The following is a 19945-nucleotide window of genomic DNA, read 5'->3' as shown; positions in this document are numbered from 1 at the left end:
TTGTTAGGGTTTATATATAAAAAAAGCCTACATTAATTGCTTGTATAAACTCGTAAAGACAAGTTTTGAGCTAACTCACTGTTCAAGTTTCCCAGCCAAATGGAGGGCATACTATAGTAGCGACGATTTGCTCATTCTAAATTGTTAGTGTTGAGTTTACCAATTGTGAACTAATGTAGGCAGTATCTTAGTTTCTGTAAAGAACGTTTATTTTTCGAGATATTGATCTAAAAGCGTATTTAATCTTTTAATTCTTTCGATGGTTTCTTCTCCATCGATTGCGTTATCAATTTGTTTTTGTTCTACTTGCGATGCAAATTGTAGTGCACACATTGCTAGAACATCTTGTTTGTCACGAACCGCGTAATTTTCTTCGAACTGCTTTATCATAGCATCAATTTTTTTAGAAGCACTTCTAAGTCCCTCTTCCTGACTCGGTTCAACCGTAAGTGGGTAAACGCGATCGGCAATTGATATTTTAATTCTAAGCTTTCCGTCCATATTATTAATCTGATAGTTGTGCTATACAGTAATCAATTTCGCGAATTAATGAATTTATTTTAAGCTTTGTCTCTCTCTTGTTATTGTCGCTGCCAAGCAACGAATTGGCTATTTTAAGTGTTTCATTTTGCTTTTTCAAAGCCTCCATTTCCTCAGATTGTTTCTGGATAATTTGCGCAGCTTTGGCTAATTCTAATCGTAATACTTGATTGTTTTGCTCCAAACCTTTTGATTTCTCAAAAAGCTTTTGGGCTTTATATTCAAGAGTATCAATTATTTCTGCAATTACACTCATTATACATCCTATTCATTACTTAATCATACAAAGTTAATATTCCTTTTTATTAATGCAATTTTTTATCGATTTTTTTACATTAAAATAGATAAATATATGTAATTCAATTAATTGTAAAATTATAGGTTTTTTCTTGCTTTTATTGATCTATTTTTATTTATCTTAGCAAAAATGTTGCTTATGAGATTTTCTGCCCTTACCTTTTTGATTTGTAATTTTATATTTGCTCAAACGCAATATCCTAAAGACTATTTTCGTCCTCCATTAGATATTCCGATGCGACTTTCGGGTAATTTTGGAGAGTTAAGGCCTAATCATTTTCATGCTGGTTTTGATTTGAAAACCAATCAGAGAGAAGGGTTAACTGTACATGCTATTGCCGATGGATATGTTTCAAGAATCAAAATTTCGACTTTTGGAAACGGAAAATGTATTTACATCACGCATCCAAATGGTTATACTTCTGTTTATGGGCATTTGCAAACGCCAACCGGTGCAATTTTGGATTATGTAAAAAAAACACATTACAAAGAAAAGGCATATGAAATTGAAATGTTTCCAAAACCAGACGAACTTCCTGTAAAAAAAGACGATATAATTGGGCTTTCTGGAAATACAGGTTCTTCAGAAGGACCGCATCTTCATTTTGAAATTCGTGATACTAAAACAGAATTTGTTATCAATCCGATTTTCTTTGGCTTTGACCAAAATATTAAGGACACTAAAAAACCAACTTTGTCTAGTTTGTATGTGTATCCACTGGATAATGCAACGGTCAACCAATCTAAACAGCCTTTGCTTGTGAATATGGCTCTCCAGAAAGACGGAACTTATCTGGCTTCAAAAGTTAAGGCAAACGGAAAAATTGGTTTTGGAATTAATGCGGTAGATACCGATGATGTTTCGTATAACAAAAATGGGGTTTTTAATGTTTCGACTTTTTTAAACGGAAATCCAAATTATAATTATCAGTTTAATACGTATTCCTTTGATGAAATGCGTTATATCAATGCTTTTATAGATTATGCGAGGTATAAAAAAACAAGTCAGAGAGTTCAAAAGCTTTTTATGAAAACGCCTTTCGCTTTAAGCATAATTAAAACAGATTCGCAGTACGGAGTTATCACGCCAGAACCAAACTTGGCTTTGAATTACAGAATCGAAGTTTCAGATTATTTTGGAAATTTAAATTCTATAACAGTGCCTATCGAATACGACACAGCAACACCGCTCGTGCAGGCAGAACCTGTTACAGGGCCTTATTTTGTGAGATATAATAAAGATTCCAATTTCGAAAAAGATAATATGTCTGTGTTTTTTCCTGCGGGAACTTTTTATGAGGATTTTAATATGAATTTCGATGTTAGAAATAATAAAATTTATATTCATGACGATACAGTTCCGGTTCATTCCAACTTTACGATTACTATAAAAGACGATAATTATCCAGAATCATTACGAGACAAACTATATATTGGTAAAGGAACAAGTTACAATGGAACCATTAGAAAAGGCGACGTTTTTACTGCCAAAGCAAAAATATTGGGTACATATGGTTTGGTTTTAGATACAATTGGGCCAGTGATAAAAATTGCAAAACCAGTAGAGGGAAAATGGATTAGCGATCAAAAGAAAATTGACTTTACAATAGGTGATGCTTTGTCGGGAATTAAGTCTTATAATGGATATTTAAATGGAAGTTGGGTTTTGTTTGAATATGAAAATAAAGCCAGAAGAATTACTCATACTTTTGATGATCAGTATTTGGCAGAAGGAGAAAACGTTTTAAAAATTGAGGTAGTTGATAATGTAGGAAATACTACTATCTTTGAAACTCGTTTTTTCAGAAGTCAAAAAAAATAAAACCCAAAATCTTTGAGTCAAAATAGGTTTACATTCGCTTTTCTCTTTTTATTTTTTAGCTGTATTGCATTAGCTCAAAACGCTCGTATTAAAGGGCTGATTTTAGATGTAGAGAAACATCCTGTTTCGGGTGTGAATGTCTCTTGGCAGAATACTTTTGTTCAGTCAGATTCGAATGGTTTTTATGAAATCGTAATTCCTTCAAACAAAAAGGTCTCTTTGATTTTTACTCACGTTTCATTAAAAATGATGAGTTTGACTGTTAGTTTGAAAACAAATGAAGTTTTTGTTTTTAATCCGATTATGAATAATTCTGAGGAGCAAATGGGAGAAGTTTTTGTTTCTTCTGGAAATAGGAAGCGAGTTCAGGGAATTACATCTGTTGATACAGAAACCATAAAGAAAATTCCTGGTGCAAATGCTGGAATTGAAAATATTCTGAAAACGCTTCCTGGTGTTAATTCAAATAACGAGTTAAGTTCGCAATATATGGTGCGAGGCGGGAATTATGATGAAAATCTAGTTTATGTGAATGAAGTAGAAGTGTATCGTCCGTTTTTAATTCGTTCCGGTCAGCAAGAAGGATTAAGTTTTACGAATACAGATTTGGTGCAGAATGTTGAATTTTCTGCTGGCGGATTTCAAGCCAAGTTTGGAGATAAATTATCTTCCGTTTTAGATATTACGTATCGTAAGCCAACTCAATTTGGTGCTGCTTTTGAAGCAAGTTTCCTAGGTGGAAGTGCTGCGGTCGATTTAGTTTCTAAAAATAAAAAATGGTCTGCGGTAACTGGAGTGCGTTATAGAAATAATAGCCTTCTAGTAAACAGCCAAGATACAGAGACGAATTACAAACCGACTTTTGCCGATATTCAAACGAATATCAATTACGATATTTCTGAAAAGTGGCAAATGAGCTTTTTAGGAAATATTTCTCAAAATAAGTATTCATATGAACCTTTAGTGCGTCAAACTAATTTTGGTACGGTAGACCAGCCAATGGCGCTTTCGGTTTATTATGACGGACAAGAAAAAGATCAATACGACACTTATTTTGGAGCTTTGAAAACTACTTTCAAAGCCTCTTCTACACTCACTTTAAAATTAATTGGTTCTTTATTTCATACTAAAGAAAAGGAGCATTTTGATATTTTAGCCCAATATCGTTTAGGAAGTGTAAATGCTGAAGATCCAGAAAATGCTTCGGCTATTGATTTTACACGTGGAATTGGTTCTCAGCTGAATCATGCCCGAAACGATTTGGATGCTTTAATTGCAAATATTGAACTAAAAGGAATTCAGAACTGGAAAGAAAGCCAGTTAGAGTTTGGTTTAAAATATACTAGAGAATCTATTCGAGATCGAGTAGTGGAATGGGAGGTAATCGATTCTGCTGGATTTTCTATAAATCCTCCTTTGCTTATTCTTCCAAAAAATAATCAGCCCTATACTCCTTATACAGGGCCGCTTTTGCCATATCAAGATATTCGTGCTACAAATTTTAATACCATAAATAGATTTTCTGGCTATACGCAGTGGAATAAACAATCGGAAATTGGTTCAAGTCAGATTTGGTACCATTTAGGAGCTCGTTTTCAAGGATGGAATGTTGAAGGAGCTGCAGAAGAAGGAAAAACTCAATTTGTAGTAAGTCCCCGTGCGCAATTTGCAATAAAACCAGATTGGGATCGCGATATGGTTTTTAGAATTTCTGGAGGGTTGTATCATCAACCGCCATTTTATAGGGAACTTCGAGATCTGGAAGGTGTTGTAAACCCGAATGTGAAAGCACAAGAAGCGATTCATGTTGTTTTGGGTAATGACTATAATTTTAAAATGTGGAACCGCCCATTTAAATGGGTAACGGAACTTTATTATAAATCACTTTCAGATGTAAATGTGTATTCTATTGATAATGTTCGTATCCGTTATGTTGCCAATAATAATGCAAAAGCATATGCGCAAGGTTTGGATTTTAGATTAAACGGCGAATTTGTTCCCGGAACCGAATCTTGGGTGAGTTTTGGATACATGAAAACGGAAGAAAATTACGAAAACAAAGGTTATATTGCGCGGCCTACAGATCAGAGATTGAAATTTGCGATGCTGTTTCAGGATTATATGCCGAACATTCCAAGTGTGAAAGTATATTTAAATTTAGTTTATAATACAGGCTTGCCGGGTGGTGCGCCAGCTTACACAGATCCATACTTGTATCAAAATAGATTGAATGATTATAGAAGAGCAGATATTGGTTTTGCAAAAGTTTTTGTAGACAGCAGTACACAGAACACAAAAACAGGTTGGCTAAAAAACTTTAAAGAATTGTCTTTAGGGTTAGAAATTTTTAATCTCTTTAATAATCAAAATGCGATTACAAATACTTGGGTTCGTGATGTGTATTCAAAAAATCAATATGCGATTCCGAATTATATGACTTCGAGGGTTTTTAACGTTAAGATTAATGCGAGGCTATAATCTGCTTCGTGATCGGTTATAAAATTCAATAAAAATAAAAAATACAATCAAAAATAGTATATTTGATAATCGTATTAATCAATGTAGATGAGAAAGTATTTTAAATATATCGCCATAATACTGATCGGAACAGTACTAAGCTGCCGAGAAGAAGTTCAAAAACCAAAAGTAAGCTACGGTGCTTCAAATAAAGTGAGTATTACTAAAACAGATACAACCCAGATTGAAATCGCCGATTTGCCAATTCAAATGGAAGGAACCAATTATTTAATTCACCCAGTTGGAGATTTAAGGGTTTTTGAAAGAGGATCTAAGGCAAGATTTGGTTCTTCGAGCGTTAATGATGTAAGTTTTACGATTTCTAATTTAGGAGAATATGAAATTACAGGATATCTTCAGAATTTAAAATTCCAAAAAGTAGATTCAGATTCTATCCGACCTTTGTCTGATAAGCCAGTTCTAATTTTAACGGCTACTTTTCTGAAAACCGTTGCAGATAAAACACATAATAATGTTATGGTTTATACACTGACAGATTCAGATACTAATAAAGACGGAAAAATTGATACAAGTGATATTAAAACTTTGTACTTAAGCGATATCAGCGGAGAAAATTTCACGAAAGTTTCAGCAGATCTTCAAGAGCTGGTAGATTGGAGTTTGATTGAATCTAAAAACCGTTTGTATTTTAGAACTATTGAAGATACCAACCAAAACGGACAATTCGATAAAAATGATGTTTTGCATTACAATTATATAGATTTGGCTTCTAAAAAATGGGAGGTCAAGTCTTATAAGCCTATATAGTTTTTATGAATCCAGAGGAAGAGGTTGAAGGCTATGATAAAGGAATTAAAATAGCAAAACTAATCTTTATGCCCATTTTTTTTCTTACTGTTGTTGGAGCATATTTCGTTGGTAATTCAATGGGATACATAGAAAAGGAATATAAAGAAGCTAATGAATATGGCTTTTCTGGAGTTGTTTATGAGAAGAAAATAGAAGGAGGGGAGGGATATCGTCTCCCACATTGTCTGTTTTTGGATTCTGGGGTTAGATGGCAAGTGAGTACTGAATTATATGATAAAATGGAGATTGGTGATTCTGTGATGAAAAAGTCTAAATCTGATTCTGTTTATTATTATAAAAAAGATGGACAAATAATCATTGAAGATCAAAATTTGGATCTTAGAAATAGGTATTTAGAAAAACTCAAAGAGAAATAATTATCTTTAAGTTTTTTTTTTGCACTTTTATTAATGCTTTTTAATCAGCATAAGAGAAAAACTTAGAACCTTAGCTCCTCAGAACCTTAGCGGCTTCATATCAAAATATCACTTTCCAGATCTGATTTCTCAATTTCGAAACCAAATCCTAAACGTTCCACCAATTCAATTACCAGTTTTTTATACCAGTTTTCAGATTTTGGATGAATGTAGATTTTTTCGATCAATTGATTGATATCGACATTGATTTTTAATCCGTCATTTAATTTGATATCGCTTTTGGAAGTGTCGCTAAGAATGCGGACTTCTCTCTCGTATTGAAAACTCTTTCTTTTAAATAAAAACGGAAAGAATAAATTATCAAACGGAATATATTCTTTTTTATAATCGATATAGTTTACTTCGCCAATATATTGATCATAATTGTTTTCTGGTTTTACAGCTTTTTGCAACCTTCCAATTGTAGATTGAATAGCTAAGCCTTCATTATTTTTTGTGAAAATCTGCCACATGGCAAAAGATTCATATTCATTAATGTGCCAGCTGCTTATAGCTACTTTTTCACGATGTGTTTTGTAGTAATTTAAAAATTCAGGGTTATCTGCCGCTAGCTTTTTAATTTCTTCGTAAGTCGGTTCGCTAAAAGTACCTTCGTATTGATCTTCAAACTTGTCAGAACGTGACATGAATAGTTTTTTAGAAAGTAAAAGGTCAAGAAATTTAGATAAATCAAGATATTTCCACACAATAGTATCAGGGTCATCCGGAAGTTTTATGTTGGGGTTTTTAAGATACATTTTGGGCGGAGTTACAGGATTTGTTCTAAATCAACCTAAAGTTATAAAAATAAACACAGATTAAAGAAATTAAACTGAGTTTTAATATTTCCTTAATCTGTGTAAATTAATCTGGTTTTTGATGTGTTCTTACGACTCGAAAGACTGCATGGTTACCAGTTTATTATAAGTTCCGTTGTGGGCAATTAATTCTTCGTGAGTTCCCTGTTCAACGATTTTTCCTTTTTGCATTACGACAATCACATCTGCTTTCTGAATAGTCGAAAGTCGGTGTGCAATTACAATTGACGTTCTATTCTGCATCATGTTTTCTAATGCTACTTGAACAAATTTTTCGCTTTCTGTATCCAATGCTGATGTTGCTTCATCTAAAATCATAATCGGCGGATTTTTCAATACGGCACGAGCAATAGATAAACGCTGTTTTTGACCTCCGGAAAGTTTGTTTCCACTGTCTCCTATATTAGTGTAGATTCCTTGCGGAAGATCCTTTACAAACTCAAAAGCATTTGCAATTTTAAGCGCTTCGATAATCTCGTCATCAGTAGCGTCTAATTTCCCTAAAGCGATATTTGCTTTAATAGTATCGTTAAATAAAATGCTGTCTTGCGTTACCAATCCCATCAAGCTTCGGAGAGATTGCAGATTCATGTCTTTAATGTTGATTCCGTCAATAGAAATCGACCCTTCGTTTACATCATAAAAACGAGTCAATAAATTCGCAATTGTACTTTTTCCACTTCCAGATTGTCCTACAAGAGCAACAGTTTGTCCTTTTTTTATTTGAAGAGAAAAGTCTTTTAGAACTGTTTCTTCTTCGTATTTAAAGTTTACATTTTGAACACTGATATTGTCATCAAAAGTTGTTTTTTCAACAGCATTTTCTTTAGAAGTAATTGTGTTTTCTTGTTCTAAAATTTCAAGAACACGTTCTGCTGCAGCATTTCCTCTTTTTACTCCATAAGAAGCTTTAGAAATTGCTTTTGCAGGAGTAAGAATATTGTAAGCTAATCCCATGTAAGCAATAAATGCAGCGCCTTGTAATGTTTTGTCAATTAAAACCATTTGGCCGCCGTACCAAAGTAAGATGGCAATTACAGTAATTCCCATAAATTCACTTGCTGGAGAAGCTAAGTTTTGGCGGTTTCCGATACTATTTGATAAAGTGAAAAAACGCTCTGTCGAGTTTTGGAAAACTTTATTAAAGTAATTTTCAGAATTATATCCTTTTACAACTTTCAATCCGCCAATTGTTTCTTCGATAGTAGAAAGGAATCTTCCTTGCTCTTCTTGCGCTTTGGTTGATTGTTTTTTAAGTTGTTTTCCTATCAGCGAAATAATATATCCAGAAACAGGAATAAAAATGAAAACAAACAAAGTCAGCTTAGCGCTAATGATAAGCATCGTGGTTATTGTAAAGATAATCGTTAAAGGTTCTTTTACAATAAGCTCCAAGATTGCCAAGAAAGAGTTTTGAACCTCGTTTACGTCAGCTGAAATTCTAGAAATTACGTCTCCTTTTCTTTTTTCAGAATAAAATGCCAAAGGAAGTTCTAGTGTTTTTTTGTACAAAGCATTTCGCATATCCTTTAATACTCCATTTCTAAGGAAATTGATAAAAAACATCGCCAAATAATCGGCTAAGTTTTTAAGTAAAAAGATTGAAATGATAATGGCGACCATTACCGATAAAACATAACCAGGTTCATGGTTTTTTTGTGCAGTAGTAATGTAATAAGCCAAATAGTCTTCAGCATATTCTTTTATTTTAAAAATGCCTTCGTAAACCGGTTCTATTTCGACTTTTTTTCCTTTTTCAAATAATACCTGAAGCATTGGTATTAAAGCAACAAACGAAAGTGTGCTGAAAAGCGCATACAAAACATTGAAAAAGATATTTAAGAATGCGTATTTTTTATACGGGTATATAAAAGGAACTATTTTTTTGAAATTACTCATTTATTTTTTTTGATGTTATTTTCTTTGGTTGGTCAGCTCTTTTGGGTTTTAGTATTTATTTTGAGCACTTAATTTTCAATGCACAAAATTAATCCAATTGAGGAGTTTTCAATTTCTTTTTAGTTTTTTTTATAAAAAAAACTCTGATTTACAATCTTGAAAGTAAATCAGAGTTCAAAGATATAGAACTTGTTAATTCTGCATGCAATTTGCAAAATTGTATAGATTGAGAAATGCAGGTTTAGTTTAACTGCATATCTGCAATGATATTTTGTATTTTGTTGTCTAAGAATTTCTCTGCTTCATCAAAATCAGAAACCGATTGGATTTCAGCATTTACACTGATATAGAATTTAATTTTAGGTTCAGTTCCACTAGGTCTAGCGCAAATTTTTGATCCATCTTCTGTATAATAAATCAATACATTCGATTTTGGGATTTCCATTATTGATTCTTCGCCATTCAATAAATTTAAAGCAATAGACGATTGGTAATCCTCAACCATAATAACTCTTTGTCCATTGATTTCTTTCAAAGGTTTTTCGCGTAAATCAATCATCATTTGGTTGATTTCTTGTAAACCTTCCATTCCTTTTTTAGTCAGCGAAACTAAGTACTCTTTATAGAAACCATTTTCAACATAAAGCTGTAAAAGTTCTTTGTAAACAGAACTTCCCGCGGCTTTGGCTTGAGCGGCAACTTCGCAGATTAATAAGGTTGCTGCGACAGCATCTTTATCTCTAACAGCATCACCAACCATAAAACCGAAACTTTCTTCACCGCCGCCGATAAATTCAAGTTCAGGAAAATCTTTGATCATTTTTGCAATCCATTTAAAGCCAGTTAGTCCAACTTTGCACTCAACACCATAGCTTGTAGCCAATTCCATCATCATTGGAGTTGAAACAATTGTAGAACCAACGAATTGTTTCCCGTTAAGTTTACCTGCTTTTTTCCATTGCTTCAATAAAAAAGAAGTCATTAAAACCATAGTTTGGTTTCCGTTCAATAAAATCATTTTACCATCGTTGTTGCGAACAGCAACTCCCAAGCGGTCGCAGTCAGGATCTGTACCCACTACAATGTCAGAATTTGTTTTATCTGCTAGAGCCAAAGCCATTGTTAAAGCTTCTGGTTCTTCTGGGTTCGGAGATTTTACAGTTGGAAAATTTCCGTCTGGAATAGCTTGTTCAGGAACAATATGCACATTTTTGTATCCAGCTTGTGCTAAAGTATCTGGAATTGATTTTATTGAAGTTCCGTGCAATGAAGTAAAAACAATATCAAGATTGTCTTTAGCTTCAGCTGGGGTATTGAAACTCGCGTTTTCGATAGACGATTTTATAAAAGCTTTGTCAATTTCTGTATCAATATACTGAATCAGACTTTCATTAGCATTGAATTTGATTTTATCATAACCCAAACTTTCGATAACATTGACAATTTCTTTGTCTTGAGGCGGAACTATCTGTCCACCGTCTTGCCAGTATACTTTGTATCCGTTGTATTCTGGTGGATTGTGAGAAGCTGTTAAAACAATTCCGCACTGACATTTTAAATATTTAAGGGCAAAAGACAATTCTGGAGTTGGTCTTAAATCAGAAAACAAATAAACTTGAATTCCGTTTGCAGAGAAAACATCAGCCACTACTTTAGCCAAAGTATTGCTATTATGGCGACAGTCATAAGCAATAGCTACTTTTAAAGGTTCGTTTGGAAAAACTTCATGCATGTAATCAGATAATCCCTGAGTATTTTTTCCAAGCGTATATTTGTTGATTCTATTATCACCAACCCCCATAACGCCACGCATTCCTCCAGTTCCAAACTCTAAGTTTTTGTAAAAACTCTCTTCAAGTTCTTTAGGAGAAGTTGTCATTAATTCCTTAACAGCGGCTTGCGTTTCTTGATCGAATGTTGGTGTCAGCCATTCGTTTACAGCTTTTAATATATTTGGTGCGATATTCATGTATGTCTTTTTTTTAGTTTTTTATTAAAGATAAGGCCTTTTTCAGGAGCTAATCCTGATGTCCACTATATCTTTTGTGGTGAACCCCACCACAAAAGGATGCCGTTCCCATCAGGGGCTAGGGCTTTTCGTTAAAAATTAACCTCTCGGGCTACTTTGTAACGTGCTTCATTGCTTTTAGTTCTTAAAATAATTTCACCTAAGAAACCTGCTAAAAATAATTGAGTGCCAAGAATCATTGTGGTTAAAGCAATGTAAAACCATGGATTGTTGGTAACCAAAGTGTATTTCATTCCAGTATACATGTGGTATAGTTTAGAAACGCCAATGTATCCTGCAGATAAAAATCCGATAATAAACATTAGCGAACCCATTGCGCCAAATAAGTGCATAGGTCTCTTTCCGAATCTTGATAAAAACCAAATCGTAATCAAATCCAAGAAGCCGTTTATAAAGCGTTCCATTCCGAATTTGGTTTCACCATATTTTCTAGCTTGGTGAATTACTACTTTTTCGCCAATTTTTCCAAATCCAGCATTTTTAGCCAAAACAGGAATATAGCGGTGCATTTCGCCAGAAACTTCGATGTTTTTCACCACGACATTTTTGTAAGCTTTCAATCCGCAGTTAAAATCGTTTAACTCAACGCCAGAAGTTTTTCTAGCTGCCCAGTTAAATAGTTTTGAAGGAAGATTTTTAGCCACAACAGAATCGTAACGTTTCTTTTTCCATCCCGAAACCAAATCGTATTTCTGATTTATAATCATTTCGTACAATTCAGGAATTTCATCTGGACTGTCTTGCAAATCGGCATCCATGGTAATAATAACATCACCTTTTGCTTTTGCAAAACCAGCATGTAAAGCTTGAGATTTTCCAAAGTTTTTCATGAAACGAATCCCTTTTACACTTGGATTTTCGTTAGAGAAACCTTCAATAATCTGCCAAGAATTATCTGTACTACCATCATCTACAAAAATGATTTCATAAGAGTAATTGTTAGACTGCATCACTTTAATGATCCATGTGTAGAGTTCTTTAAGTGATTCCTCCTCGTTTAGAAGCGGTATAAGTATAGATAAATTCATTTATATTTTATTATAGACTTAAGGTTTTTCATTTTTAACAATCCCTCCAATTATTAAGGAATATATTAATCCAATTAATGCATACATAACAAGTGTTACTGGAAAAACAATAAATGGATTCATGAATTTTTTAACCATCCCAAGTCCCATTTCAAGTTCTTTTGATGTTATATTTGGGTTTTGTGTAATCATTTGTTCTTTAGTTATATCTAACATTTCATTTATGAAATCAGGGAAAATGAAATTAAAAATAACACTAAAAAAGGCATATGTTAGGCCTGCAATAACTGTAATAGAGACTCCTGTTTTTAAAGATTCCGAGAAGGATATAAATCCATTGTTGATGTTTTTTTTGTAATTTGTGCAACCTAAATATATAAACAATAAGGGCAAAATCAGATAATTTGCGATGTTTACAATTGTTCCAACACTTGTATTTACAAGTGATTTCATGCCTATGATATACATGATGACAAATTCTAAAATCATAATAACACCGAACAAAAGGCCATAAGGCGTGCCTGACTTTGCAGGAGATACTTTTACATCCATAAAGTTATATTTAATTAATCCACAAATATAGTAATTCCCACTATAATCGGATATAAAAAAAGCTTTTCGAAATAAACTAAAAAAAAGTAAGCTAACTGTTTGTTTATTAAAAAAGAATTGTAAATTTGCACACTCAAAAATAATTAAATTTTTAAACAAAAAAGAGTAATGTTTGTTTATACCTTTTTCTAACCATGAAAAAGCTTCAAAATGAAGATGCTCTATAACAATAAATAAAAAGAAAAGATGAAAAAAGGAGTTCACCCAGAAAATTACAGATTAGTTGCATTTAAAGACATGTCTAATGATGACGTTTTTATCACTAAATCTACTGCAGATACAAAAGAAACAATTGAAGTTGACGGAGTTGAGTATCCAGTTGTAAAAATGGAGATTTCTAGAACATCTCACCCTTTTTATACTGGTAAATCTAAACTTATCGATACTGCAGGACGTATTGATAAATTCAAAACTAAATACGCTAAACACGCTAAAAAATAATAGCGGTTTTACATTATACAAAAGCCTTCCAATTCTGGAAGGCTTTTTTTATGCGTTAAATATTACTTTTCGTTAAAGTGGTTTTTTACTAAACCGGTAAAATATTTGTAACTTTGGTGCCAGGTAACCAAATCAAATTTTAACAAACACTCAATTATTTATGAACTACATTCTTTTCGACGGTCCCGTTCGAAATGCATTATTACCCTTTACTTTTACGCGGCCGGTAGCTGATATTTTGGTAGGAATTATGACAATACGCCAGAAATGGGAAAAATATCTAGGTTCTACAATTACTACTATAACTGAAGAATATTTGTCTGAAAAATTTCCGATGGTTGAATTGGAAGAAAACATAATGATCAACGCAGCGTATTTGCCAAATGATACTCTTGCCGAGATGGTTTCTAATTTGACAGAAAATCAGGCAATCTTTAAAGGAGAAGATGTGATAGCATTTTTTGCGAATGAAAATCAGGAAGAAGTCGATTTTGATTCTTATGAAATTATTCACTACAACGAAGATTGTATAACAATTGAACATACGTGGGATATTTTCTCAAAAAACGATGCTGCGATTCGTCAAGATTTTAAGTACTTGACAGAAGATCGTACTTCGCAGCCAATTCCTAAAAGCGTTAATGTAATTGCTCCACAAAATATTTTTATCGAAGAAGGTGCAAAATTAGAGTTTGTAACTTTAAATGCTTCAACAGGTCCTATATATATAGGTAAAAATGCCGAAATCATGGAAGGAACTGTAATTCGTGGTCCTTTTGCTTTATGCGAAAATGCAATGGTAAAAATGTCGGCAAAGGTTTATGGTGCGACCACTGTTGGACCAGGATCGAGAATAGGGGGAGAAGTTAAAAATTCAGTTCTTTTTGCTAATTCAAATAAAGGGCATGAAGGGTTTTTAGGAGATTCTGTTTTAGGCGAATGGTGTAACATTGGAGCGGATTCTAATAATTCAAACCTAAAAAACAATTACGAAGAAGTGAAATTGTGGAGTTACGAAACTGAAGGTTTTGCAAAAACCGGACTTCAGTTTTGTGGTTTAATGATGGGAGATCATAGTAAATGCGGAATCAATACGATGTTTAATACAGGAACTGTTGTTGGTGTGAGCGCTAATATTTTCGGTTCTGGATTTCCTCGTAATTTTGTTCCTAGTTTTTCTTGGGGAGGAGCAGCAGGTTTTACAACTTATGTAACCAAAAAAGCTTTTGAAACCGCTCGTTTAGTTTTGTCAAGAAGAAATATAGACTTTGATGAAACAGAACAAGCAATTTTAGAGCATGTTTTTGAAGAAACCAAAAAATGGAGAAAAGACTAATTTAATTGAGATAATTAGTCAATTTGAAAATTAGATAATTGTAAACCCGATAGATTCTTAGAATTTATCGGGTTTTATAGTGTTTGAAGAATCTTCTAATTGTTATATTTTCTCATTTTACTTATTTGTCAATTTTAGTAAAATCGCCTTTTAAGTTGAACTTTAATTCTAAACCATTGGTTAACTTTGTTTCATAACCCGAAGAACCAATTTCTATTTTGGTTACGTCTTCTTTAGGGAAATTTGCTTTTATATAAGAAGCAATTTTTTTTGGAATAATAGATTTTGGAACTTTTCCAGTTTTGGCATCTACTTCTTTCCAATTTCCTTTTTTGTCAAATTCAATTTCTGTTTGGTTGCTAAATTGAACTTTGTATTCTGTAGAAAGAATTTCTTTGTCTTCTAATATATAGCTCGGTTTCTTAGATCCAAAATGTGTTTTTAAGAATGTTTGTGCGTTTCCCGGTAGAGCCTCTTTTTTAATTACAGTTTTTTGTGCATTTGCAGTAAGTCCAAATAGTAATCCCGTAATTAAGCAGATAGTCAGTTTTAATTTCGTTCTCATATTTTGCTGATTTTTAAAATTATAGTACAAGTTAAGACTAAAATTTTAAAATATTAAAAAATGATCAGGGTTTCGTTCTCTACGATTAAGATATTATTTAATTTGTAAATTATCTAGGCCGCACATTTTCATAATTATCTAATTTTCAAATTGCCTAATTATCTAATTAATCTATCTTTGCAGCACGAAAAAAAAATGGGTAGTCAAATAAACGATTAACCGATTAAACAAATTAACAAACACAAATGATTACAGTTAACGATATTTCGGTTCAGTTTGGTGGAACTACACTTTTTAGCGATGTTTCTTTTGCTATTAATGAAAATGACAAAATTGCCCTTATGGGTAAAAATGGTGCGGGAAAATCGACACTTTTAAAAATAATTGCGGGTGTAAACAAACCTTCAACCGGAAGTATTTCTGCTCCAAAAGAAGCTGTAATCGCTTACTTGCCACAGCATTTGCTTACTGAAGATGGTGCAACGGTTATGGAAGAAGCATCAAAAGCTTTCAGTGAGATTTTTACAATGAAAGCTGAAATCGATACTATTAATGAGCAGTTGACAGTTCGTACAGATTATGAAAGTGACGAATACATGAAATTGATCGAAAGAGTTTCTGACTTAAGTGAAAAATTTTATGCAATTGAAGAAGTAAACTATGAAGCCGAAGTTGAGAAAATTTTGGTTGGTTTAGGTTTTGATCGCGAAGATTTTGGACGACAAACTTCTGAATTTTCAGGTGGATGGAGAATGCGTATTGAATTGGCTAAAATTCTATTAAGAAAACCAGATTTGATTTTGTTAGATGAGCCAACGAATCATATGGATATTGAAAGTATTCAGTGGTTAGAGGAATTTTTGCTAAATCAAGCTAAAGCTGTAGTAGTAATTTCTCACGATAGAGCCTTTGTTGATAATATTACAAATCGTACTATTGAGGTTACAATGGGAAGGATTTATGATTATAAAGCAAAATATACTCATTATTTAGAATTAAGAAAAGATCGTAGAATTCATCAGCAAAAAGCATATGATGAGCAACAAAAAATGATTGCAGAAAACCGTGCTTTTATTGACCGTTTCAAAGGAACATTCTCTAAAACAGATGCCGTTCAGTCTCGTGTAAAAATGCTTGAAAAATTGGAAATTGTTCAGGTTGATGAAGTTGACACATCGGCTTTAAGATTAAAATTCCCGCCAGCAGCACGTTCTGGACAATATCCTGTTATTGTAAAAGAAATGTCTAAAGCTTATGGAGATCACGTAGTATTTAAAGATGCAAACATTGTAATCGAGCGTGGACAAAAAGTGGCTTTCGTTGGGAAAAATGGTGAAGGAAAATCGACAATGATTAAAGCCATTATGAAAGAAATCGGCGTTGATTCTGGAAGCGTAGAAATTGGTCATAATGCACAAATCGGATATTTTGCTCAAAATCAAGCCGCTTTGTTAGATGAAAATGCTACAATTTTTGAAACAATCGATAGTATTGCAGTTGGAGATATTAGAACACAAATTAAAAATATTTTAGGAGCCTTCATGTTTCAGGGTGATGATATTACCAAAAAAGTAAAAGTGCTTTCTGGAGGAGAGAAAACTCGTTTGGCAATGATTAAATTATTATTGGAGCCAGTTAACTTATTGATTCTAGATGAGCCTTCGAATCACTTGGATATGAAAACCAAAGACATTATTAAAGATGCTTTACGCGATTTCGACGGAACTTTGATCCTGGTTTCTCACGACCGTGATTTCCTTGACGGATTAGCGACTAAAGTTTTTGAATTCGGAAATAAAAGAGTTAAAGAACATTTTGAAGATGTCGCTGGTTTCTTAGCGCATAAGAAAATGGATTCTATGAGAGAGATCGAGAAATAAGTTAAATGATATAGGTTTTAAAAAAGCATAAGTTAATTCTTATGCTTTTTTTATGCATTAATATTAAAAAAGCAAAAGGTTTGCAATAGTTTAAAATATGACTTAGATCAGGTTTTTAGCTAATGTTTAAAATTAAATTTACTGTAAGAATAAGCTTATTTTTTTGTTTATTCAATAAAAATTTAATTTTTTTAGTTATGAATCGAATAAATAATTTTTTAGGGTTTAAAACCTTTCTTTTACTTTTAATACTTCCTTTTTTAGCAAATGGACAAACTACAGAATCTAATTTGCAAGCAGAAGTAAAATATCCACAGTTCAAATTTCAAGGACTTTTTCAGGCGCGTTATTTAAGCGGTTTTACCAATGGTATTGATGCGACATCCGGACTTCAGCATTCTGATGGTAAAGCAGTCGAAAAGACATTTGATATTAAAAGAATGCGTTTGGGAGTAACAACCAAATTGGGAGAACGTTTTGATGTTGTTGTTTTGGCAAATCTGGCTGATTTCAAATCAGATCCAAAAGGTAAAGTTCTTGAAAATGCTTTTGCGAGATATACATTTAATAAAAACATTGGTTTTTTGATTGGTCAGTTTAGGCCAGTATTTGGAATCGAAGAATTGAATCCTGCTGATATTCTTAAATCGTTCGATTATTCTAATCAGTATGCAGAATTTGGAAATAATGGTTGGACAAGTTTTCAAATTGGAGTTTCAATGTTTGGAAAGTTTGATTTAGGAAAACTACCAGTTACATATGCAGTTACTGCAGTAAATGGAAATGGAAAAGACCAAGTATCTGATAAAGATAATGGAAAACAATATTCTTCACGTTTTGGTTTTGAATTGGATAAAAAACATAATATCTATATTGGAATCAATGGAGGTATTGGTGAAGTTTATAATAATAAAGTGTTTGCAGTTGGACTAGATTTTACAGCTGATTTTAAGCTGGGCGATAAAATAACTCTTCAAACACAGTTTGAGGCAAAACAAGGAATTAATCACTACTTATATTATGCTTTATCCCCAGATTCAAGAACTTTAAATCTCAATGAATATCAAATGAGAGGCGCCTACTTTCTGCCTAATTTGAGGTATGAAATAAAATATCAAAAACTTACTGCTATAGAGTTTTCATGTAGATACGAATACTTTGACAGGAATTTCAAAATTGATTCAAATGCAAAACAGACTTATACTCCAATGGCAAGTCTAGAATTTGGAAAAGGTTATACCGGACGAATAGAAATGGGGATGCAGTTAGACAATTATAAGCGTAATATTCCAAATACAGCAGCATACGATAATAATCTATTTATTATACAATTTCAAGGCAGGTTTTTCTAAAAAATAAAAAATATAATATCATGAAAGAAATAAATATAAAATATTCGCTTATTACGCTTGTGATAGGTTTAGCTATTTGGTTTGTCCCTACTCCAAAAGGTCTTTCGATAGAAGCTTGGCACTTATTTGCAATTTTTATATCAACAATTATAGGAATTATTTTAAAAGCTGCACCAATGGGCACTATGTGTATGATTGCTGTTTCAGTTACGGCTTTTACTCAGGTTTTAGCGCCAGAAAGTACGGGGGATTCTATTACTCTTGCTTTAGGAGGGTTCGGAAACAAGGTTATTTGGCTTATAGGAATTTCATTTTTTATAGCTCGTGGATTTATAAAAACAGGTTTAGGAAACAGAATTGCCTTCTTATTCATCAAAATATTTGGAAAAAATTCACTTGGATTAGCCTATGGTCTAGGATTAGCAGATTTAGTTTTGGCACCTGTTGTGCCAAGTAATACTGCTCGAGGCGGAGGAATAATTTATCCAATTATGAAATCAATGGCAATGAATTTTGATTCAGATCCTGATAAACCAGAAACACGCAGAAAATTGGGTGCATTTTTAACGTTAAGCAGTTATAATGTAAATTTAATTGCTTCTTCTATGTTCTTAACAGGAACAGCAAGTAATCCAATGTGTCAAAAATTTGCTGAAAATTTGGGTATTCATATCTCTTGGACATCTTGGGCGATTGCGGGATTGGTTCCGGGTTTGACGGCATTTTTTGTAATTCCTTTTCTGTTGTACAAAATTTATCCTCCCGAGTTAAAAAAAACGGGAGATGCTCCAAAATTAGCATCTCAAAAACTAAAAGAGATGGGGGCAATTTCAAAAAATGAATGGTTGATGCTTCTAACATTTCTTATTTTATTATTTCTTTGGATGACTGGAGACCTTTTTTCAATAGATGCAACAACAACAGCATTTATAGGATTAGTAGTTTTGCTGCTTACTTCTGTATTAACTTGGGATGATGTAAAAGGAGAAAAAGGCGCATGGGATACAATTGTATGGTTTGCAGTTTTAGTAATGATGGCTAGTTCTTTAGATAAATTAGGATTTATTGGCTGGTTTAGTGAAATTGTAAAAAGTCATATGCTCGGTTTGAACTGGCAAATAGCTTTTGTAATTATTGTTGCAGTATATTTCTTTAGTCATTACATTTTTGCAAGTGCAACGGCTCATGTTGCCGCAATGTATGTAGCATTATTGGCTGTTGGAGTTTCGTTAGGAGTTCCAGGATTATTTTTGGCTTTTATGTTAGGATTTGTAGGGTCGCTGTATGGAACATTAACACATTACGGTCACGGACCAGCACCAGTTTATTTTGGAAGCGGTTACGTGGACTTGAAAAATTGGTGGATAAAAGGGCTGATTACAGGTCTCGTGATGCTATTGATTTATTTAGTTATAGGTGGTTTATGGCTAAATGTATTAGGTTATATTAGTTAAAAAATGCAGTATTAATTTTAAAGGCATAAGTGTTATCTTGTGCCTTTTTTGTTTTTAAGATATTGTATAATGCTATTTTAATGCAATTTTTTTTACATAAAACATCTTTTTTGGTTACTTTAGTATTCT

At 32.9% G+C, this 19945-nt stretch carries 17 protein-coding genes; 9 read left to right on the top strand and 8 right to left on the bottom strand.

The window, feature by feature from the left end; genetic code table 11:
- Positions 1 to 207 precede the first annotated feature (207 nt).
- Together M0M44_RS00630 and M0M44_RS00625 are read right to left on the bottom strand one after the other, a co-directional pair.
- Positions 208 to 501, bottom strand: coding sequence for a cell division protein ZapA (locus M0M44_RS00630; RefSeq protein ID WP_248728065.1), 294 nt, complete (start codon positions 499 to 501; stop codon positions 208 to 210).
- 4 nt (positions 502 to 505) lie between these two features.
- Positions 506 to 796 carry a hypothetical protein gene (locus tag M0M44_RS00625; protein WP_095929500.1) on the bottom strand — a complete coding sequence of 97 codons (291 nt, stop codon included), beginning with the start codon at positions 794 to 796 and terminating at the stop codon, positions 506 to 508.
- A 180-nt stretch (positions 797 to 976) separates the two neighbouring features.
- Between M0M44_RS00625 and M0M44_RS00620 the strand changes: the two genes are divergently transcribed.
- The 4 genes from M0M44_RS00620 (at position 977) to M0M44_RS00605 (ending at position 6363) form a co-directional block, all read left to right on the top strand.
- Positions 977 to 2659 carry a M23 family metallopeptidase gene (locus tag M0M44_RS00620; RefSeq protein ID WP_248728064.1) on the top strand — a complete coding sequence of 561 codons (1683 nt, stop codon included), beginning with the start codon at positions 977 to 979 and terminating at the stop codon, positions 2657 to 2659.
- 12 nt (positions 2660 to 2671) lie between these two features.
- Positions 2672 to 5137, top strand: a complete 2466-nt coding sequence (locus tag M0M44_RS00615; protein WP_248728063.1) for a TonB-dependent receptor plug domain-containing protein — start codon at positions 2672 to 2674, stop codon at positions 5135 to 5137.
- Between the two features lie 87 nt (positions 5138 to 5224).
- Positions 5225 to 5944: a CREC-EF hand family protein gene (locus tag M0M44_RS00610; protein WP_248728062.1), complete on the top strand. Its 720-nt coding sequence runs from the start codon at positions 5225 to 5227 to the stop codon at positions 5942 to 5944.
- A gap of 5 nt (positions 5945 to 5949) precedes the next feature.
- A complete protein-coding gene (locus M0M44_RS00605) occupies positions 5950 to 6363 on the top strand; it encodes a hypothetical protein (protein ID WP_248728061.1) in 414 nt (137 codons plus the stop codon).
- Positions 6364 to 6458: 95 nt separating this feature from the next.
- Here M0M44_RS00605 and M0M44_RS00600 read toward each other — a convergent pair whose 3' ends face one another.
- The 5 genes from M0M44_RS00600 to M0M44_RS00580 form a co-directional block, all read right to left on the bottom strand.
- Positions 6459 to 7160, bottom strand: coding sequence for a hypothetical protein (locus tag M0M44_RS00600; RefSeq protein ID WP_248728060.1), 702 nt, complete (start codon positions 7158 to 7160; stop codon positions 6459 to 6461).
- A 129-nt stretch (positions 7161 to 7289) separates the two neighbouring features.
- Positions 7290 to 9119 carry an ABC transporter ATP-binding protein gene (locus tag M0M44_RS00595; RefSeq protein WP_248728059.1) on the bottom strand — a complete coding sequence of 610 codons (1830 nt, stop codon included), beginning with the start codon at positions 9117 to 9119 and terminating at the stop codon, positions 7290 to 7292.
- Positions 9120 to 9360: 241 nt separating this feature from the next.
- Positions 9361 to 11088 (bottom strand): phospho-sugar mutase, encoded by a 1728-nt coding sequence (locus M0M44_RS00590; protein WP_248728058.1) that lies wholly within the window; start codon positions 11086 to 11088, stop codon positions 9361 to 9363.
- Positions 11089 to 11219: 131 nt separating this feature from the next.
- Complete coding sequence (locus tag M0M44_RS00585; protein WP_248728057.1) at positions 11220 to 12176, bottom strand: glycosyltransferase family 2 protein; 957 nt, start codon at positions 12174 to 12176, stop codon at positions 11220 to 11222.
- 18 nt (positions 12177 to 12194) lie between these two features.
- Positions 12195 to 12728: a DUF4199 domain-containing protein gene (locus M0M44_RS00580; RefSeq protein ID WP_248728056.1), complete on the bottom strand. Its 534-nt coding sequence runs from the start codon at positions 12726 to 12728 to the stop codon at positions 12195 to 12197.
- Between the two features lie 246 nt (positions 12729 to 12974).
- Here M0M44_RS00580 and M0M44_RS00575 point away from each other — a divergent pair, with 246 nt between their 5' ends.
- Both M0M44_RS00575 and M0M44_RS00570 read left to right on the top strand, forming a co-directional pair.
- Positions 12975 to 13229, top strand: coding sequence for a type B 50S ribosomal protein L31 (locus M0M44_RS00575; RefSeq protein ID WP_007804523.1), 255 nt, complete (start codon positions 12975 to 12977; stop codon positions 13227 to 13229).
- Positions 13230 to 13389: 160 nt separating this feature from the next.
- On the top strand, positions 13390 to 14565 hold the full coding sequence (locus M0M44_RS00570) for a GlmU family protein (RefSeq protein ID WP_248728055.1): 1176 nt from the start codon (positions 13390 to 13392) through the stop codon (positions 14563 to 14565).
- A 121-nt stretch (positions 14566 to 14686) separates the two neighbouring features.
- On the opposite strand, the gene M0M44_RS00565 is transcribed toward M0M44_RS00570, so the two are convergent.
- Positions 14687 to 15130, bottom strand: coding sequence for a PepSY-like domain-containing protein (locus M0M44_RS00565; RefSeq protein WP_248728054.1), 444 nt, complete (start codon positions 15128 to 15130; stop codon positions 14687 to 14689).
- A gap of 245 nt (positions 15131 to 15375) precedes the next feature.
- Here M0M44_RS00565 and M0M44_RS00560 point away from each other — a divergent pair, with 245 nt between their 5' ends.
- The 3 genes from M0M44_RS00560 to M0M44_RS00550 all read left to right on the top strand — a co-directional run bounded on the left by M0M44_RS00560 (position 15376) and on the right by M0M44_RS00550 (position 19816).
- Complete coding sequence (locus M0M44_RS00560; protein WP_248728053.1) at positions 15376 to 17010, top strand: ABC-F family ATP-binding cassette domain-containing protein; 1635 nt, start codon at positions 15376 to 15378, stop codon at positions 17008 to 17010.
- A 197-nt stretch (positions 17011 to 17207) separates the two neighbouring features.
- A complete protein-coding gene (locus M0M44_RS00555; protein WP_248728052.1) occupies positions 17208 to 18362 on the top strand; it encodes a porin in 1155 nt (384 codons plus the stop codon).
- 20 nt (positions 18363 to 18382) lie between these two features.
- Positions 18383 to 19816, top strand: a complete 1434-nt coding sequence (locus tag M0M44_RS00550; protein WP_248728051.1) for a DASS family sodium-coupled anion symporter — start codon at positions 18383 to 18385, stop codon at positions 19814 to 19816.
- Positions 19817 to 19945 lie beyond the last annotated feature (129 nt).

The sequence above is a fragment of the Flavobacterium humidisoli genome (assembly GCF_023272795.1).
Lineage (GTDB): Bacteria > Bacteroidota > Bacteroidia > Flavobacteriales > Flavobacteriaceae > Flavobacterium > Flavobacterium humidisoli.
The sequence above is the reverse complement of the archived record's forward strand: the minus strand, read 5'-3'. Positions and strand labels throughout refer to the sequence as shown.

What these genes read in the sequence shown, in the direction of transcription:
- M0M44_RS00630 (WP_248728065.1), bottom strand. Translation starts at nt 501, where the DNA reads ATGGACGGAAAGCTTAGAATTAAAATATCAATTGCCGATCGCGTTTAC.
- M0M44_RS00625 (WP_095929500.1), bottom strand. Translation starts at nt 796, where the DNA reads ATGAGTGTAATTGCAGAAATAATTGATACTCTTGAATATAAAGCCCAA.
- M0M44_RS00620 (WP_248728064.1), top strand. Translation starts at nt 977, where the DNA reads ATGAGATTTTCTGCCCTTACCTTTTTGATTTGTAATTTTATATTTGCT.
- M0M44_RS00610 (WP_248728062.1), top strand. Translation starts at nt 5,225, where the DNA reads ATGAGAAAGTATTTTAAATATATCGCCATAATACTGATCGGAACAGTA.
- M0M44_RS00605 (WP_248728061.1), top strand. Translation starts at nt 5,950, where the DNA reads ATGAATCCAGAGGAAGAGGTTGAAGGCTATGATAAAGGAATTAAAATA.
- M0M44_RS00600 (WP_248728060.1), bottom strand. Translation starts at nt 7,160, where the DNA reads ATGTATCTTAAAAACCCCAACATAAAACTTCCGGATGACCCTGATACT.
- M0M44_RS00595 (WP_248728059.1), bottom strand. Translation starts at nt 9,119, where the DNA reads ATGAGTAATTTCAAAAAAATAGTTCCTTTTATATACCCGTATAAAAAA.
- M0M44_RS00590 (WP_248728058.1), bottom strand. Translation starts at nt 11,088, where the DNA reads ATGAATATCGCACCAAATATATTAAAAGCTGTAAACGAATGGCTGACA.
- M0M44_RS00585 (WP_248728057.1), bottom strand. Translation starts at nt 12,176, where the DNA reads ATGAATTTATCTATACTTATACCGCTTCTAAACGAGGAGGAATCACTT.
- M0M44_RS00580 (WP_248728056.1), bottom strand. Translation starts at nt 12,728, where the DNA reads ATGGATGTAAAAGTATCTCCTGCAAAGTCAGGCACGCCTTATGGCCTT.
- M0M44_RS00575 (WP_007804523.1), top strand. Translation starts at nt 12,975, where the DNA reads ATGAAAAAAGGAGTTCACCCAGAAAATTACAGATTAGTTGCATTTAAA.
- M0M44_RS00570 (WP_248728055.1), top strand. Translation starts at nt 13,390, where the DNA reads ATGAACTACATTCTTTTCGACGGTCCCGTTCGAAATGCATTATTACCC.
- M0M44_RS00565 (WP_248728054.1), bottom strand. Translation starts at nt 15,130, where the DNA reads ATGAGAACGAAATTAAAACTGACTATCTGCTTAATTACGGGATTACTA.
- M0M44_RS00560 (WP_248728053.1), top strand. Translation starts at nt 15,376, where the DNA reads ATGATTACAGTTAACGATATTTCGGTTCAGTTTGGTGGAACTACACTT.
- M0M44_RS00555 (WP_248728052.1), top strand. Translation starts at nt 17,208, where the DNA reads ATGAATCGAATAAATAATTTTTTAGGGTTTAAAACCTTTCTTTTACTT.
- M0M44_RS00550 (WP_248728051.1), top strand. Translation starts at nt 18,383, where the DNA reads ATGAAAGAAATAAATATAAAATATTCGCTTATTACGCTTGTGATAGGT.